The following is a 15,602-nucleotide window of genomic DNA, read 5'->3' as shown; positions in this document are numbered from 1 at the left end:
ATTGTCGTGGTAAGTTCATCTTGAAGCCATCTGGTTGACGGCCCGTTAAACAATACGGGATTTGCGAGAGTTGTTTCTTAATGTCGAAGTTACCATCGAAACCCGCCGAAACCCTGGATATCACGCGTAAAATTGCCCTTGCCTATGCTCCTGCGGCGGCGCGCCCTGCGTGGCTGGCCCTGTTCATGCTTGAGCAGAAACTGGCCGAGACCGCCCGCCCCGGGCGCGAACCCTTGATGGTCCAGTTGCGGCTGTCGTGGTGGCGGGATCGCTTGAACGAGAGCGGTGAGGCATGGCCGGTCAGCGAACCGGCACTGGCATCGCTCAAGGCGTGGAAGGGGCAGCACGGTCGGCTGGTGGAACTGGTCGACAGCTGGGAGGCTCGCGCCATGGGCGAGGAACAGGAAGACGAATTCGCCTTGGCCCTGACCAATGCCTATCTCGCACTGGCCGAGGTGCTTGACGTTCGAGACAACGGCGCGATCGCGGCTCATGCGCGATATCTGGCGGGTGAGGCAACCTCAGGCGGGCGGAGAGGTGCATTGCCCCGTGCGATGCGGCCACTTGCCGTGCTTTGCGCCATGAAGGACAGTGCCGATAACCCGGGAAAGGGACGCCAACTTATCGATTTTCTGCGGGTGGTCCGCGCAGGTGCGCTGGGCTTCTGAGTTCGTGCCAAAGCGGTAGCATCTACCGCTGCCGCAACAAGCCTGCGGCGTTAGACCCTTCATCAAGGAGGGTGAAAAATGGTTCGTGCCTTGCTTGGTGGTCTCGCTGCCCTGATGCTTTGCGCTGCAGGCGTCTTCTGGTGGCAGGGCCGTGCCGAAACACGCGAAGGGACTGCCCCGCCATTGCCGGTCGCCGATGCTGCCATCGCTCCGGAAGGTCTGCCAAGCGCCGACATCGAAGGGCTTACCGGTGTCGCCCCTCCCGAAGCAACGTCTGTCGGCAAGGAGACCCGCAGGTTCAATCTGGTCGACAAGGACCGGGACAACCGGATCAGCCGCACCGAAATGCTGAGCCTGCGCGCATCGGCGTTCCGCAAGCTCGACAAGGACGGCAACAATCTGCTGACCTTCGAGGAATGGGCCTATGTCACTGTCGACAAGTTCAAGTCGGCCGATGGCAATGGCGACCTGTTTCTCACCCGCGAGGAATTCGCCACCACGCGGCCGAAGGCAGCACCCAAGCCAAAGCAGAAATGCTCCTGCAAATAGGGGCTTACGCCAGAGAACCGAGCCACCCGGCCATGTCCGCCTTGGCCCGCTCGGTATAAGCTTCCTTACGCGCCTTCTTCTTCACGTCGTGCAACGGCGGGAAGAGGCCGAAGTTGACATTCATGGGCTGAAAGCTCTCGGCATCGGCATCGCCGGTGATGTGCGACAGCAGTGCTCCCAAGGCCGTCGTTTGCGGAGGCGGTGTCCACGCGCGCCCTGCAATCTGCGCCGCTGTCATCAGGCCGGCCAGCATCCCGACCGAACCGCTTTCGACATAGCCTTCGCAGCCCGTGATCTGACCGGCAAACCGGATGTGCGGCGCCGATTTCAGTCGAAGCTGCCGATCGAGCAGCGTTGGCGAATTGAGAAAGGTGTTGCGGTGCAAGCCGCCCAGTCGGGCGAACTCGGCATTTTCAAGGCCGGGGATCGTGCGGAACACGCGAACCTGTTCGGCGTGCTTCAGCTTGGTCTGGAAGCCGACCATGTTCCATAGTGTGCCGAGCTTGTTGTCCTGGCGAAGTTGCACCACGGCATAGGGCCAGCGCCCATTGGGGTGTTCCGCTGTGGCCCAATGCGGATTGTCCAGTCCCACCGGCTTCATCGGTCCGAACCGGAGCGTCTCCTCGCCCCGCGCGGCCATGACCTCGATCGGCATGCACCCGTCGAAGTAGGGGGTGTTGGCTTCCCACTCCTTGAACTCGGTCTTCTCACCGGCGAGCAGCTCTTCCCGGAAGGCGAGGTACTGCGGCTTCGTCATCGGGCAATTGATGTAATCGCGCCCGTCGCCGCCGAGCGCGAGCGAGGCCTCCGCGCCCTTGTCCCAGCGCGAGGCCATCCACGCCACGCTCATGTCAATGGAATCGCGGTAGACGATCGGCGCGATGGCATCGAAGAAGGCGAGGCTGTCGGCGCCGGTCGTGCCACCGATGCTTTCGGCAAGGGAAGGGCTGGTGAGAGGCCCAGTCGCCACGATCGTCAGCCCCTCTCCGGGCAGTGAATCGATGCGTTCCCTTGCAATCTCGAGCGTAGGCTGCGCGCGCAGGGCCGCCTCGACTTCAGCAGAGAACACGTCCCTGTCGACAGCCAGCGCCGATCCTGCGGGCACCCGCGCCTTGGCCGCTGCCGCCATGAGCAGGCTATCGCACTGGCGCATTTCGTAATGCAGCAGCCCGACGGCGTTCTTCTCATCATCATCGGACCGAAAGGAATTCGAGCAGACCAGTTCGGCAAGGCCATCGCCGTTGTGTGCAGGGGTAGTGTCACCACTGCCGCGCATTTCGGAAAGTCTTACGCGAACCCCGCGACGGGCAAGCTGCCACGCCGCTTCGCTGCCGGCCATGCCGCCGCCGATGATATGGACCTGATGCGTCATGGGCTTGCCCTTGGCATTGCCGCGCCGTTGCGGCAAGAGCGTCCGCAGGGCAAAGGGAGAAGACGCCGGGTGCCGGGACGCGCATTGATCGAGAAACGGCCCTGGCTGGTCGCCAGTCTGATTGCCGGAACGAGTTACTGGCTTGCCGCAAAGGGGCAGGTGCCCGGCCTTTGGCTGATACTCTGGAAAGGCGCGGGCGTTGCCCTGCTCGCTGCATATGCCTGGGCGCATCATCCCTCGCGCAGCGCTCACCTGCTGGCTCTGGTCATGGCGCTGTGCGCGATTGGCGACATGGTGCTGGAAGTGGACTTCACCGGTGGTGCTGCAGCCTTCTTTGCGGGCCACATCGCCGCGATAGCGCTGTATCTGCACCATCCCCGCGCCAGCCCTTCAGGGCTGGACAAGGCCGTGGCAGTTGTATCTGTCATCGGCGTCCCGGCGCTGTCGTGGGCGCTTTCAGGCCGGATGGACGTTGCAGGCTATGCGCTGTTGCTCGGCGGAATGGCGACGGCCGCATTTGCCAGCGATTTTCCGCGCAGCCGGGTGGCGCTGGGCGCCGCCATGTTCGTCGTGTCCGACCTGCTGATCTTCGCGAGGATGGGCCCGCTGGCGCGCAGCGCGGTCCCGGGGCTGCTGATCTGGCCGCTCTACTACTTCGGCCAGTTCATGATCTGCACCGGCGTGATCGCCACTCTGCGGACGAGGGGCGAGTTCCCGGCCGTCCGGTAAGGTTCAGCCCTGCAGGAGGGCGCGGGTTGCCGCTTCAACGTCTGGCTGACGCATGAGGCTTTCACCGACGAGGAACGTGCGCGCGCCGCAACCTTCAAGGCGCAATATGTCGGCGTGGGTGTTGATGCCACTTTCGGCAACCAGCAAGGTGCCTTCAGGGGCCAACGGAGCAAGGCGCTCGGTCGTGCCAAGATCGGTCACGAAGCGCTTGAGGTCGCGGTTGTTGACGCCGATCAGGCGCGACTTCAGGCGGCTTGCGCGCTCCATTTCCTCTTCGTTGTGGACTTCGACCAGCGCATCCATGCCCTGTTCTCGGGCAGCGGCTTCGATCTCGGCCATCTGGCTGTCGGAAAGACAGGCGGCAATGATCAGGATGGCATCGGCCCCGATGGCGCGCGCTTCAAGGCACTGCCAGGGATCGACCATGAAGTCCTTGCGGATCACCGGCAGTGTGCAGGCAGCACGCGCCGCGACGAGATAGTCTTCATGCCCCTGAAAATATGGCGCGTCGGTCAGCACCGAAAGGCAGGCGGCGCCCCCGGCCTCATAGGCGCGGGCATGGTCTGCAGGGGCGAAATCGGCGCGGATCAGTCCCTTTGAAGGGCTGGCCTTCTTGATCTCGGCGATCAATGCATAGCCGGTCTGCGCGCGGGCACGCAGTGCCGCCTCGAACCCGCGCGGGGCGCTCTGCTGCGCGGCGCGCGCGGCCAGCTCGCCGATGCTGACAGCGGCCTTGCGGGCGGCGACTTCAACGCGCTTGGTGTCGCAGATTTCAGTGAGCTTGTCGGTCATGGCAGGGGCGCCTTAGCGAGGTTGAACCCGTTGGGGCAAGTGTATCGTGTGACCTGTGGCGCCAAGCGCTACTTCAGCGCCGCAATCCAGCAATTGAGCAGCGCGTTGGCCAGGCCCTTGTCGATTGCTTCGGCGGCCTCTTCAACGCCGCCGTGCCAGTCATGCGCCTCACCCGCAACGATCAGCGCGGCGGCGGCGTTGAACAGCACCGCGTCACGGTACGGACCTACTTCACCTTGCAGCAGGGCGCGCAAGGCTGCAGCGTTGAAAGCAGCATCGCCGCCACGAATGGCGTCGACCGGGGTTTGCGACAGGCCGACATCTTCCGGGCTGACACGGCGCATCAGCACTTCGTGCCCACGCACTTCGGCCAGTTCATTGCCGCCGGCAAGGCTCAGTTCGTCCAGCCCCTCGTCGCCCGAGATGACCATGCTGTGATCTGTGCCAAGGCGCCGGATTGCTTCGGCATAGATCGGTACATAGGCGGGACGCGCAATGCCGACCAGCTGGCGGCGCACGCCTGCCGGATTGGCCAACGGCCCCATCAGGTTGAAGATCGTGCGGCGGCCCAGTGCCTTGCGGATCGGCATGATGCGGCCCATCGCGGGGTGATGGCGCGCAGCAAAGAGGAAGCAGATGCCAAGGTCGGCCAGCGTTTCCTCGGCAGTTTCGGCGGCGCGATCGAGGTTGAGGCCGAGCGCCTCCAGCGTATCGGCGGCGCCTGCTTTCGAACTCGCCGCGCGGTTGCCATGCTTGGCCACCGGCACTCCGCACGCGGCAACAACGAGGCTGACTGCGGTAGAGACGTTGAGCGTGTGGTGACCGTCGCCCCCGGTGCCGCAGACGTCGATGGCATTGGCGGGTGCGCTGACCGGGATCATCCGCGCCCGCATCGCCCGGGCTGCACCGGCAATCTCGCTCGCCGTCTCTCCCCGGTCCGAAAGGGCGACGAGGAACTTCGCGATGGCTTCGTCCGCCACGGTGCCGTCGAGGATCGCTGCGAACGCGGCCTCTGCCTCGGCTTCCTCCAGCGGATGGGTGACGTCAGGCAGGCTCATGCCGGAAGCGGGTTGGTCTTGATGCCGCAGAGCTTCAGGAAATTTGCGACCATCGCGTGGCCGTGCTCGGTGGCGATGCTTTCCGGATGGAACTGCACGCCGTGGATCGGCAGCGAGGTGTGGCGAAAGCCCATAACGTGCGTGTCATCCGACCGCGCGTTGACTTCGAGGCAATCGGGAATGTCGGTCACGATCAGCGAGTGATAGCGCGTGGCGATGAACGGCGAGGGCAGACCCTCGAACACGCCGGTGCCATCATGGGTGACCGGCGAGGTCTTCCCGTGCATCAACCCACCGCGCACGACCTTGCCGCCGAAGTACTGCCCGATCGACTGGTGGCCAAGGCACACGCCGAGCAACGGCACCTTCGCATCCGCCGCCGCGCCGACCAGATCAAGGCTCACCCCCGCCTCGTTGGGCGTGCAGGGACCGGGCGAAAGCAGGAACCCCTGCGCCCCGGTCCTGATCGCCTGTTCGGCGGTGAGCGCATCATTGCGCACGACTTCAACCTCCGCGCCCATCTCCATGAGGTAGTGGACGAGGTTCCAGGTGAAGCTGTCGTAGTTGTCGATGACGAGGATCATTGGCCAAACTTTGCTTCTGTTGCCACCCGCACGGCCTCACGCGCCGCTGCGAACAATGCGCCTGATTTCAACTCGCACTCGCGCTGTTCGTATTCGGGGTTGCTGTCGGCGACGATGCCTGCGCCTGCCTGCGCGTGGAGCACGCCGTCCTTGATCACGCCGGTTCGCAGGACGATGCAGCTGTCGACCGAGCCGTCAGGGGCGAAGTAGCCGACGCCGCCGGCATAGGCGCCGCGTGTTTCGGGTTCCAACTCGGCGATGATTTCGCAGGCGCGGACTTTGGGAGCGCCGCTGACGGTGCCTGCGGGGAAGCCTGCGAAAAGCGCGTCTACGCTGTCAGCCCGCGAGGTGTCGAGTTGGCCGACCACGTTCGAGACGATGTGCATCACGTGGCTGTAGCGCTCGACCGTGTAGCTTTCGGTGACCTTGACCGTACCCGCCTTGGCCACGCGGCCCACGTCGTTGCGGCCGAGATCTAGCAGCATCAGGTGTTCGGCGCGTTCCTTGGGATCGTCGAGCAGGCTCAGCTCGTTGGCGCGGTCTTCCTCTGGTGTCTTGCCGCGTGGGCGGGTGCCGGCAATCGGGCGGATCGTCACTTCGCCATCGCGAATGCGGACCAGGATTTCCGGGCTCGATCCGGTCAGCGCGAAGCCCGGCATGTCGAGGAAATAGAGGAAGGGCGAGGGGTTGATGCGGCGCAGGGCGCGGTAGAGTGCGATCGGCGGCAGGGGGAAGGGCGCGGTGAAGCGCTGGGCCAGTACGACCTGGAAGATGTCGCCTGCCTCGATGTAGTCCTTCGCGGCACCCACCATGCGCGCATAGTTGGCGGCAGGCATGACCGGTTGCGGGGTTACGTCCACCGCCTCGACCAGACGGGCATCGGCCGGAACAGGCTCCGCCAGCTTGCGCAAGGCGTTGTCGATGCGTTCTGCCGCGGCTTCAAGCAGCCGCTCGGGCGCTCCGCCTTCGGCCCAGACCGGGGCTATGGCGAAGAGTTCGTCGGACAGGCGGTCGAACACCAGCACCACCGTGGGGCGGGTGAACAGCATGTCGGGCAGCACGAGGTCGCTCTGCGGAGCGCGCGGCAACTTCTCGACAAGGCCGATCGTCTCGTAGCCGAAATAGCCGACAAGACAGGCCAGCGCCGACGGAAGCGCGGCAGGAACATCGATCCGGCAGGCAGCGACAAGGGCCCTCAGCTCTGCAAGTGCGTCGCCGGGAAGCGGCGCGAAGGCGGCCTTGTCGTGCCGCCAGATGCGATTGATCTCGGCGCGTGTGCCGGTGGCGCGGAACACCAGATCCGGGTCGATGCCGAGCAGGCTGTACCGTCCCCGCACTTCGCCGCCTTGCACGGATTCGAGCAGGAAATCGCCCCGCCCGCTCTCCATGAGCTTCAGCGCGGCGCCCACGGGAGTCTCGGTATCGACAATCAGCTTGCGCCAGATCAGCGCGGGCTTTCCGGCAGACAGCTGCGCAAGCGCAGCCTCATGGTTCTCGGGGAGTGCGAAGGCAGTTTCGGCGAGGTCGATGGTCATGGGATTTACTGGGCGTTGCTGCCGGTCAGCTGGTCACGGACGGCCTTGATCCCGGCGTCGTTCCGTTCGACTCCAACATCCTTGCGGATCGCCAGGCGGAGCTGCTCGGCATATTCGCCGCCGGCATCCTGTCCGAATGAGCGGGCGGCCTGCTGGAAGATCTGATCGCCGCGCTTGACCTGGCCGAGGACGATTTCCTTGAGCGAAACGACGTACCAGCCGCCGTTGTTCGGCCCTTCGAGCCGCTTGTTGCTGCCCTTGGCCATGGCAAACATCAGCGCAAGCGGTGCAGGAACCTGTCCCTGCATCTGGGTAAGCGCCTGACGCGGCAGGTCCACGGGCTGGGGAGCAGGCAGAGCGGCGCCGGCGAGCTTGAGAGCTTCGGCCAGCGGCGTGCCCTTGTTCAATGCTGCCAGGATCTTGTCGCTGGCAGCCTTGGCTTTCGCTGCGCCCTGCTGAACGGCCCAGTCCCGGGCAACGACGCTCTTGATCTGATCCAGCGGGGCTGGCGTGGCGGCGACGAGCTGGCCGACATCGTAAACGGCAAACTTCTCGCCAGGCTTGATCTCTGCCAGCTGGGCTTCGCCTTCGCGCTCCATCGAAAACGCGGCCTGGACCAACGGGGCGATGTCGGCAGACACCTTCTCGTCCTGCTTGCCGAACACGCTGCCATTCGCTGTCAGCGGAGCCGTGGTGGAGACGGTCAGGTTCAGCGTCTTGGCGATATCGGCAAGGCCGGTGCCATTGTCGATTTCCTGCTCGACCTGTGCGGCAAGATCGGACAGCGCTGCGCGGCGCTTTTCAAGGGTCAGGGCCGCGACGATCTCGGGGCGCGCCTGTTCCAGAGTCTTTCCGGCATTGCGCTTGACGGCATCGACCTTGAGTACATGCCAGCCGAGGCCCGACTTGGCAGGCGTTGCCAGCGTGCCCGAAGCCGCGGCGAATGCAGCATCAGATACGGCACGCGACGTCTGGTTGGCGAGGGTATCGCGTGTCTGATCGGCAAGCTTGCTTGCGACCAGGCCCTTGGCACGAGCGGCATTGTCGAGCGAGCCGTTGGCGCCGACTTCTGCGGCAAGCGCCTTGGCAGCGGCCTCGGTAGGGACAATGACCTGCGTTACCGAGCGTTGTTCGGATGCGGAGTAGACTGCGGTGTTGAGCTTGTAGCGCTGGGCGATTTCGGCGTCGCTGGGCGCTGCCACGGTCTTCAGGCTCGCCTCGTCAACGATCGCATAGCGGATCGTGCGGCGTTCGGGCTGCATGTAGCGGCTCTTGTTGGCGTTGTAGAACGCGGCAAGAGTGCTGTCGGCCGGGGGCGACGTCGGCGCAAAGGCGAGCGATGGCACCGAGACGATGGTGCCGACGCGCTTCTCCGTCAGCAGCGCAGCATAGCGCTGGACCGCTTCGTCAGCCATCTGGGCGCCGAATGCAGCCGGCAACAGGATCTGGCGGGCCAGCAGGCCCTGACCGAGATCCTTGCGGACGTCCTTGTCTGTCAGGCCGCGCTGGGCGAGCAGCTGCTCATAGGCCGACTGGCTGAACTTGCCATCAGGACCCTGGAAGGCCGGGATCTTGGTGATTTCGCTGTCGATCAGGCGATCACCTGCAATCAGACCATGCTCGCGGCCCCACTCGGCCATGGCCAGCCTGTCTGTCAGGCCGGTGAGCACGGTGTCCATGCCACCAGCGTCGAGGAATTGCTTCATCGTCAGGCCGGGCTGCTTCTGCCGTTCCTGCTCGAACGCGTTAGTCAGCGCCTTGCCGAGTTCAGCCGTGCCGATGCGATTGGAGCCGACCTTGGCAGCGCGATCGCCACCGGCGATTCCGCCAAAGCCACTGCCGGTGACGTCGGCACTGGCGAATGCCAGCGCGATCAGGCCAAGAAAGATCAGGGCAACGGCAACGCCGATGCGCGACTTGAGGAACGAGCGGAAAAAGCCGAGCATTTGTGTAGTTCGTCTCTCGTCTGGGCACGGCAACGCACCCGAAGGTTCGGTTAGCGGTTGCCTTAGGAGGCAAACGCAATTCTCGCAATGGCTCCATGCCATCGATCGTCGCGCAATAGGCCGCGTGTGGCAGCGGCGCCTGCGGCAATCGGCGCTATGCCCGCTTATGCGATCAGGCGTTTTGCAGAATCAGTCCGGGTTTGATAGCCGCGCCGACGAAGCAGGGCGATCGATGTCCTGCAACCGATTGTATCTGCGAAATTCAGGGGAACGCGCCGATCATGCCGCACCGTCCTTACATTGTAGGCAACTGGAAGATGAACGGGACGCGCGCCATGCTCGCCGAAGCGCGGGCGATTGACCGGGCGGCGGGGCGTTATCCTGACGTTCAGGTTGCCATTGCCCCTCCGTTCACCCTGATTGGCGCTCTTCGCGAGGCGGTGAGCGCAATGGGGGTTGGCGGGCAGGATTGCCATGTCAACGCAAAGGGCGCGCACACCGGCGACGTCTCTGCGCAAATGCTGGTCGATACCGGAGCCGACTTCGTGATCGTCGGGCACAGCGAACGTCGCAAGGACCATGGCGAAGGCGACGACCTGATAAAGGCGAAGGCCGAAGCCGCACTTGCTGCCGGGCTCGGAATCATCGTCTGCGTGGGTGAGACGCTTGAAGAGCGCGATGGCGAAAAGGCCGAAGCGGTCGTTTCCGCTCAGGTCACTGCCTCGATGCCGGATGCCGATGCTGCTGCAGACGCAGTAGCGTCAGGCAAGGTGGCGGTTGCCTATGAGCCGGTCTGGGCGATTGGGACCGGGCGCGTGGCCGAAGTTGCAGACGTTGTCGCCATGCATGCCCAGATTCGCCAGCAACTGCTTGCTCTCTACGGCGAGATCGGTGCGAAGGTGCGCATCCTTTATGGCGGTTCGGTCAACGCCGGAAACGCCAGGGACTTGCTTGCTGCAGAAGGCGTGGGCGGTGCGCTGGTCGGCGGGGCGAGCCTGACGGCTGAAGCTTTCCTGCCGATCGTGGCCGCGGCCGACAACGGAGAGGCTTGAACGCCGCAACGCGCGGGTTGCGCCGAGGGCGCAGCAAGCCTACATGCCGCTCAAGATTCCCGCGCGGTTTCGCGCACGAGGTGTGATTCATGTCGTTGTTCATTTTTCTAACCGTGGTCCAGGCCATTGTCGCAGCGCTGCTGGTGGTCGTGATCCTGATGCAGAAGTCCGAGGGCGGTGGCCTGGGCGTGGGCGGAAGCCCGGCCGGCTTCATGTCTGCTCGCGGTGCGGCTGACTTCATGACGCGGTTGACGACGATTCTCGCCACAGCCTTTGTCGTGCTCAGCATTGCTCTGGCTGCTCTTGCGGTTGGCACGAACTCGAGCCGCGAGATTGATACTTCGCTGGAGCGCACCACGCCCGTGCAGAACGCACCGGCGGCGGATCCCCTGGCTCCGGCGCAGGGCGCGCAGCCTGGCACGGCTCCGGTCCAGTCGGCCCCGGCCAATGATCCGCTGAACGGCGCCGCCGGCCAGTAAACGGAATACCGCAGAGCGGCTCGCCGCCCCGCGACCGGACAGGTCGCGGGTCGGTTATCGTTTTGCTTTCGTCCACGGCTTGTGGATTGTGGCGAAGATTGCAGCCGCAACCGCTTGCCTAGTTGCAACTTCTGACGCTAAGGCCCGAATCCCATGGCGCGGTACATTTTTATCACCGGCGGCGTGGTTTCCTCGCTCGGCAAGGGACTCATGGCAGCAAGCTTGGCGGCTTTGCTGCAGGCACGCGGTTTTCGCGTGCGCATCCGCAAGTTCGATCCCTATCTGAACGTCGATCCGGGGACGATGAGCCCCTATCAGCACGGCGAAGTCTACGTGACCGACGACGGTGCTGAAACCGATCTCGACCTGGGCCACTACGAACGCTTTACGGGCGTTTCGGCACGCCAGGCAGACAACATCACCTCGGGTCGCATCTACCGCGACATCATCGCGAAGGAGCGCCGTGGCGATTACCTTGGCGCGACGGTGCAGGTGATTCCGCACGTGACCGACGCGATCAAGGATTTTGCGCAGGCCGAAACCGAGGACCTCGATTTCGTGCTGTGCGAGATCGGCGGGACTGTGGGCGACATCGAAGGTCTGCCGTTCATCGAGGCGTTGCGCCAGATGCACAACGAACTCGACCGGAACGAGACCTGCTTCGTGCACGTCACACTGGTGCCCTACATCGCGGCTGCCGGTGAATTGAAGACCAAGCCGACGCAGCATTCGGTGCGCGAACTCACCGGCCTTGGCATTCAGCCCGACATTCTCCTGTGCCGTTGCGAGAAGCCGTTGCCCGAAGGCGAACGGGCCAAGATCGCGCAGTTCTGCAACGTGCGGAAGTCTGCGGTCATTCCGGCTCTCGATGCCTCGAGCATCTACGCCGTGCCGCTGCAGTACCATGCAGAGGGCCTCGACAGCGAAGTGCTGCGCCATTTCGGCCTGACTGCGCCCGAGCCGGACCTGACGCGCTGGGACGATATCGTCGATCGGCACCAGAACCCCGAGGGCGAAGTGACCATCGGCGTCGTCGGCAAGTATGTCGGCCTGCAGGATGCCTACAAGTCGCTCAACGAAGCTTTGGTCCATGGCGGCATGGCAAACCGCGTAAAGGTGCGGATCAAGTGGCTCGACGCCGAGCTGTTCGAGAAGGACGATGCGGAAATCGCAGCGCATCTCGAACCGATGCACGGCATCCTTGTGCCGGGCGGCTTTGGAGAACGTGGCACCGAGGGCAAGATTGCCTCGGTGCGCTTCGCGCGCGAACGCAAGGTGCCGTTCTTCGGCATCTGCCTTGGCATGCAGATGGCCTGCATCGAAGGCGCCCGCAACACCGCCGGCATTCCCGGAGCTTCGTCTACCGAATTCGGCCCCACCGATGAACCGGTGGTCGGCATCATTACCGAATGGATGACTGCCGAGGGTCTCGAGAAGCGGTCGGAAGGCGGTGACCTTGGCGGAACGATGCGGCTGGGCGCCTATGATGCCAAGCTTGCAGGCAACAGCCATGTTGCCAACATCTATGGCGCGACCGAAATCAGCGAGCGCCATCGCCATCGCTACGAAGTGAACATCGCCTACAAGGAGCGGCTCGAGAAGGGCGGTCTGGTGTTCTCGGGCATGTCTCCCGACGGTCTCCTGCCGGAAATCGTCGAGCGTCCGGATCACCCGTGGTTCATCGGCGTGCAGTTCCATCCGGAGCTCAAGAGCCGTCCCTTCGAACCCCATCCGCTTTTTGCAGGGTTCATTGCCGCGGCCGTCAAGCAGGCGCGTCTGGTTTAAAAGCTCTTAAGGGACTGGTCATGGCGAGGTTTCCCTGATTATCTGCGCTGCAGCAATCTGGGGGACCTCGACATGGATGCGGCCAAGCTGGCTGAAGCGCTGACGGCACAAAGTCTTTTCGCGGACTGCGAACCGGCCGAGCTGTCCGATATCATCGCGCGTGGCCAGGTCCGCCAGTTCAAGCCAGGGCAGGAGTTGATGGCGCAAGGTGAAGAGGGCAAGACTCTCTTCATCATCCTCAAGGGGCTCGCGCGGGTCAGCATGCTGGCGGCAAACGGGCGCGAGATCATCCTCGACTATGCCGAGCCCGGCCATGTCCTGGGCGAGATCGCCTTTCTCGATGGCGGGGATCGCACCGCCACGGTCGAAGCCATCGAGCCGATCGAGGCGCTGATCCTTACCCGCGGGGCCTTTGGCGATATCATCGACAAGCACAAGGGGCTGGCCCTGCGCCTGCTCAAGGCGATGGCGCGCCGGTTGCGGCAGAACAACGCCGTGATCGAGGCCGACCGGGCCTACACATCCGGGCCAAGGCTGGCGCGTTTCCTGTTGCGCCTGATGATGGGGGACACGTCTGACACCGGCAATCAGCTCAAGATTGCGCTGAGCCAGGGCGAACTCGGAAACTTTGCCGGCATGTCGCGCGAACAGATCAATCGCCAGCTTTCCGCCTGGGTCGACAATGGCATCATTGCCCTGAAAGGCGGGCGCGTGACCATTCTTGATCGCGAGGCGCTGATAGACGTGGCCGAAGCCTGGTGATTCAGAAAGAGCGGACCGTACTGGCCCGCTCTTCCCTGTTTTTCCTGTGAGAGATCAAGCGGCGGCGGTATTGTCGCCTTCGATCACCTTGAGCTGGTTCTGCGCGCCGATCAGCACCTTCTTGGGCTTCATCGCCTCGGGCACTTCGCGCACGAGATCGATGGTCAGCAGGCCGTCGGCAAGGTCTGCGGCTTCAACGCGGACGAAATCGGCGAGTTCGAAGCGACGCTCGAAACCGCGGTTTGCGATGCCGACATGCAGGAATTCGCGGTCCTGCGGTTCGGGGCGCTGGCCCTTTACCACGAGCAGGTTCTGCTGGGCGGTGATGTCGATGTCCTCGGCCTTGAATCCGGCGACCGCCAGCGTGATGCGGTAGGCATCTTCGCCGCTACGCTCGATATTGAAGGGCGGATAATTGTCACCGGCATTGGCGCGGGCCTGGCGTTCGAGCAGGTCGAACAGGCGGTCAAAACCCACGGTGGTGCGGCGGTAGGGGGTAAAGTCAAAACGGTTCATGGCAATATCCTCTGATAGAGCAATCTGCACTTGCCTTTGCGAACCCGGAACCCGGCGCCCGCATCGGCTGTTTTACGAACGTATTCGTGATCAGGCCCGGCTTGCGGCGCATGACACGAAAACCCATGTGTGTTAGCGAAAACCGCATTTCAAGACCCAGATAGAGGTACCGATGTCCGATACGCCCAAGGTCGAAGTCTATACGAAGTGGGGTTGCCCCTACTGCGCGCGTGCCAAGCAGTTGCTGGACAGCAAGGGCGTGTCCTACGAAGAATTCGATGTGACGATGGGCGGACCCAAGAAGGCGGAGATGCTGGAACGCGCTCCCGGCCATACCACCGTCCCGTCGATCTTCATTGACGGCATTCATGTTGGCGGATCCGATGATCTTGCCGCGCTCAATGCGCAGGGCAAGCTGGACATGATGCTCGGAAAGTGACGGATCCGGCAAAGGTTGCGCTGTTCCAGATGACCAGCGGGATCGATCCGCTGGTCAATGCAGATGCGATCGTCGGCGCAGCGCGGAAGGCGGCGGACGAGGGGGCGGCGATGCTCTTCACCCCCGAAATGTGCGGGCTTCTCGATCGCGACCGGGCAAGGGCAACCCCGCATATCGTGACCGAAGCTGACAATCCGGTCCTTGCCGCCGCGCGATCGGCGGGACGGGATCTGGGGCTGTGGATCGATCTTGGTTCGCTGGCCGTGCTTCGCGATGACGGCAAGTGGGCCAATCGCGGCTTCATCATCGATTCCGACGGGGAAATCGCCGCGCGCTACGACAAGATCCACATGTTCGATGTCGATCTGGCAACGGGCGAGACCTGGCGCGAATCCACAGCCTACACGCCCGGCGATGCAGTGGTGACTGTCGAGACGCCGCTGGGCCGCCTCGGCATGGCGATCTGCTACGACATCCGCTTCCCGGCACTGTTCGAGGAACTGGGCCGTCGCCGCTGCGACGCGATCCGCATCCCGGCGGCATTCACCGTGCCGACCGGCAAGGCGCACTGGCACCTGATGCAGCGCGCTCGCGCCGTGGAAGCCAGCGCCTGGGTCATTTCCGCTGCCCAGGGCGGCGTTCACGAAGACGGGCGCGAGACCTTCGGGCATTCGCTCGTGGTCGATCCCTGGGGCGAGGTTGTCTACGATGGCGGTGAAGGCAGCTCGCTTGGCTTTGCATATGTCGACCCTGCCCGAACGGGCGAGGTTCGCGCACAGCTTCCCAGTCTTGCCAACAAGCGCGAAATCCCTAGATCGGCGGCATGATTGTCTTTGATCTGCAATGCGGGCCGAACGGGCATCGCTTCGAGGGCTGGTTCGGCTCCTCGCAGGACTATGAAAGTCAACTCGCTCGGGGGCTGGTGTCCTGTCCTTCGTGTGGATCGCCCGATGTCGCCAAGGCGGTCATGGCGCCCAATGTTGGCCGCAAAGGCAACCAGCTTGCGGCACCGGTGCCGGCAAAGCCTGCGGAATCCGCGCCCGTCGCTAATGTCCCGCTGCCGCCCGAGGCCGTGGCCATGCTGCAGGCCGTCGCTGCGATGCAGGCCGAGGCGATCAAGTCCTCGACCTGGGTAGGGGACAAATTCGCCGACGATGCCCGCGCAATGCACTACGGCGAGAAGGACCCCGGCGCCATCCACGGCCGTGCGACGCCCGATGAGGCGCGTGAATTGCTTGATGAGGGCATTGCGGTTGCTCCCTTGCTTATTCCCGTCGTTCCGCCGGAAGAAGCCAACTGAAAGAGCGTTGCCAGCGCCCGCGCCCCTGCCTAAAGG

At 63.9% G+C, this 15,602-nt stretch carries 17 protein-coding genes; 10 read left to right on the top strand and 7 right to left on the bottom strand.

What is annotated here, in order from left to right; genetic code table 11:
• Window positions 1-80: 80 nt before the first annotated feature.
• Both IM701_RS08145 and IM701_RS08140 read left to right on the top strand, forming a co-directional pair.
• The gene (locus IM701_RS08145) at window positions 81-668 is read left to right on the top strand and encodes a hypothetical protein (protein ID WP_193826629.1); all 588 of its coding nucleotides are present in this window, start codon (window positions 81-83) and stop codon (window positions 666-668) included.
• Between the two features lie 78 nt (window positions 669-746).
• Window positions 747-1,217 carry an EF-hand domain-containing protein gene (locus tag IM701_RS08140; protein WP_193826628.1) on the top strand — a complete coding sequence of 157 codons (471 nt, stop codon included), beginning with the start codon at window positions 747-749 and terminating at the stop codon, window positions 1,215-1,217.
• Between the two features lie 4 nt (window positions 1,218-1,221).
• Here the strand turns inward: IM701_RS08140 and trmFO are convergent, their stop codons facing one another.
• Complete coding sequence (gene trmFO / locus IM701_RS08135) at window positions 1,222-2,589, bottom strand: methylenetetrahydrofolate--tRNA-(uracil(54)-C(5))-methyltransferase (FADH(2)-oxidizing) TrmFO (protein WP_193826627.1); 1,368 nt, start codon at window positions 2,587-2,589, stop codon at window positions 1,222-1,224.
• Here trmFO and IM701_RS08130 point away from each other — a divergent pair.
• The gene (locus IM701_RS08130) at window positions 2,581-3,318 is read left to right on the top strand and encodes a lysoplasmalogenase (RefSeq protein ID WP_230487616.1); all 738 of its coding nucleotides are present in this window, start codon (window positions 2,581-2,583) and stop codon (window positions 3,316-3,318) included. The genes trmFO and IM701_RS08130 overlap by 9 nt on opposite strands.
• A 3-nt stretch (window positions 3,319-3,321) precedes the next feature.
• On the opposite strand, the gene trpC is transcribed toward IM701_RS08130, so the two are convergent.
• From trpC to IM701_RS08105, 5 genes are all read right to left on the bottom strand, one after another.
• Window positions 3,322-4,110 (bottom strand): indole-3-glycerol phosphate synthase TrpC, encoded by a 789-nt coding sequence (gene trpC, locus IM701_RS08125; protein ID WP_039332204.1) that lies wholly within the window; start codon window positions 4,108-4,110, stop codon window positions 3,322-3,324.
• A 68-nt stretch (window positions 4,111-4,178) separates the two neighbouring features.
• Window positions 4,179-5,168: an anthranilate phosphoribosyltransferase gene (gene trpD / locus IM701_RS08120; protein ID WP_193826626.1), complete on the bottom strand. Its 990-nt coding sequence runs from the start codon at window positions 5,166-5,168 to the stop codon at window positions 4,179-4,181.
• Entirely contained in the window at window positions 5,165-5,752 is a 588-nt protein-coding gene (locus IM701_RS08115; protein WP_039332206.1) for an aminodeoxychorismate/anthranilate synthase component II, read from the bottom strand. The genes trpD and IM701_RS08115 overlap by 4 nt, the downstream gene beginning before the upstream one ends.
• Window positions 5,749-7,287 (bottom strand): anthranilate synthase component I family protein, encoded by a 1,539-nt coding sequence (locus tag IM701_RS08110; protein WP_193826625.1) that lies wholly within the window; start codon window positions 7,285-7,287, stop codon window positions 5,749-5,751. Before IM701_RS08110 ends, IM701_RS08115 begins: the two co-directional genes overlap by 4 nt.
• A gap of 5 nt (window positions 7,288-7,292) precedes the next feature.
• Window positions 7,293-9,233, bottom strand: coding sequence for a peptidylprolyl isomerase (locus IM701_RS08105; protein WP_193826624.1), 1,941 nt, complete (start codon window positions 9,231-9,233; stop codon window positions 7,293-7,295).
• Window positions 9,234-9,514: 281 nt separating this feature from the next.
• Here IM701_RS08105 and tpiA point away from each other — a divergent pair, with 281 nt between their 5' ends.
• The 4 genes from tpiA (at window position 9,515) to IM701_RS08085 (ending at window position 13,311) form a co-directional block, all read left to right on the top strand.
• Window positions 9,515-10,285: a triose-phosphate isomerase gene (gene tpiA, locus IM701_RS08100; protein ID WP_193826623.1), complete on the top strand. Its 771-nt coding sequence runs from the start codon at window positions 9,515-9,517 to the stop codon at window positions 10,283-10,285.
• A gap of 95 nt (window positions 10,286-10,380) precedes the next feature.
• A complete protein-coding gene (secG, locus tag IM701_RS08095; protein ID WP_039332434.1) occupies window positions 10,381-10,764 on the top strand; it encodes a preprotein translocase subunit SecG in 384 nt (127 codons plus the stop codon).
• A 153-nt stretch (window positions 10,765-10,917) separates the two neighbouring features.
• A complete protein-coding gene (locus tag IM701_RS08090) occupies window positions 10,918-12,549 on the top strand; it encodes a CTP synthase (RefSeq protein WP_039332212.1) in 1,632 nt (543 codons plus the stop codon).
• Window positions 12,550-12,621: 72 nt separating this feature from the next.
• The gene (locus tag IM701_RS08085) at window positions 12,622-13,311 is read left to right on the top strand and encodes a Crp/Fnr family transcriptional regulator (protein WP_039332214.1); all 690 of its coding nucleotides are present in this window, start codon (window positions 12,622-12,624) and stop codon (window positions 13,309-13,311) included.
• A gap of 54 nt (window positions 13,312-13,365) precedes the next feature.
• Here the strand turns inward: IM701_RS08085 and IM701_RS08080 are convergent, their stop codons facing one another.
• Window positions 13,366-13,827, bottom strand: coding sequence for an Hsp20 family protein (locus IM701_RS08080; RefSeq protein ID WP_039332216.1), 462 nt, complete (start codon window positions 13,825-13,827; stop codon window positions 13,366-13,368).
• Between the two features lie 172 nt (window positions 13,828-13,999).
• Here IM701_RS08080 and grxC point away from each other — a divergent pair, with 172 nt between their 5' ends.
• Genes grxC through IM701_RS08065 form a run of 3 tightly spaced genes read left to right on the top strand, consistent with a single transcriptional unit; the run spans window position 14,000 to window position 15,566 of the window.
• Entirely contained in the window at window positions 14,000-14,266 is a 267-nt protein-coding gene (gene grxC / locus IM701_RS08075) for a glutaredoxin 3 (protein ID WP_039332218.1), read from the top strand.
• Window positions 14,267-14,295: 29 nt separating this feature from the next.
• A complete protein-coding gene (locus tag IM701_RS08070; RefSeq protein WP_193828385.1) occupies window positions 14,296-15,093 on the top strand; it encodes a carbon-nitrogen hydrolase family protein in 798 nt (265 codons plus the stop codon).
• Window positions 15,090-15,566 carry a DUF1178 family protein gene (locus IM701_RS08065; RefSeq protein ID WP_062344759.1) on the top strand — a complete coding sequence of 159 codons (477 nt, stop codon included), beginning with the start codon at window positions 15,090-15,092 and terminating at the stop codon, window positions 15,564-15,566. The genes IM701_RS08070 and IM701_RS08065 overlap by 4 nt, the downstream gene beginning before the upstream one ends.
• Window positions 15,567-15,602 lie beyond the last annotated feature (36 nt).

The sequence above is a fragment of the Novosphingobium sp. ES2-1 genome (assembly GCF_015169775.1).
GTDB classification, from domain to species: Bacteria; Pseudomonadota; Alphaproteobacteria; order Sphingomonadales; family Sphingomonadaceae; genus Novosphingobium; species Novosphingobium subterraneum.
This window is presented reverse-complemented; position numbering and strand designations above follow the sequence as displayed.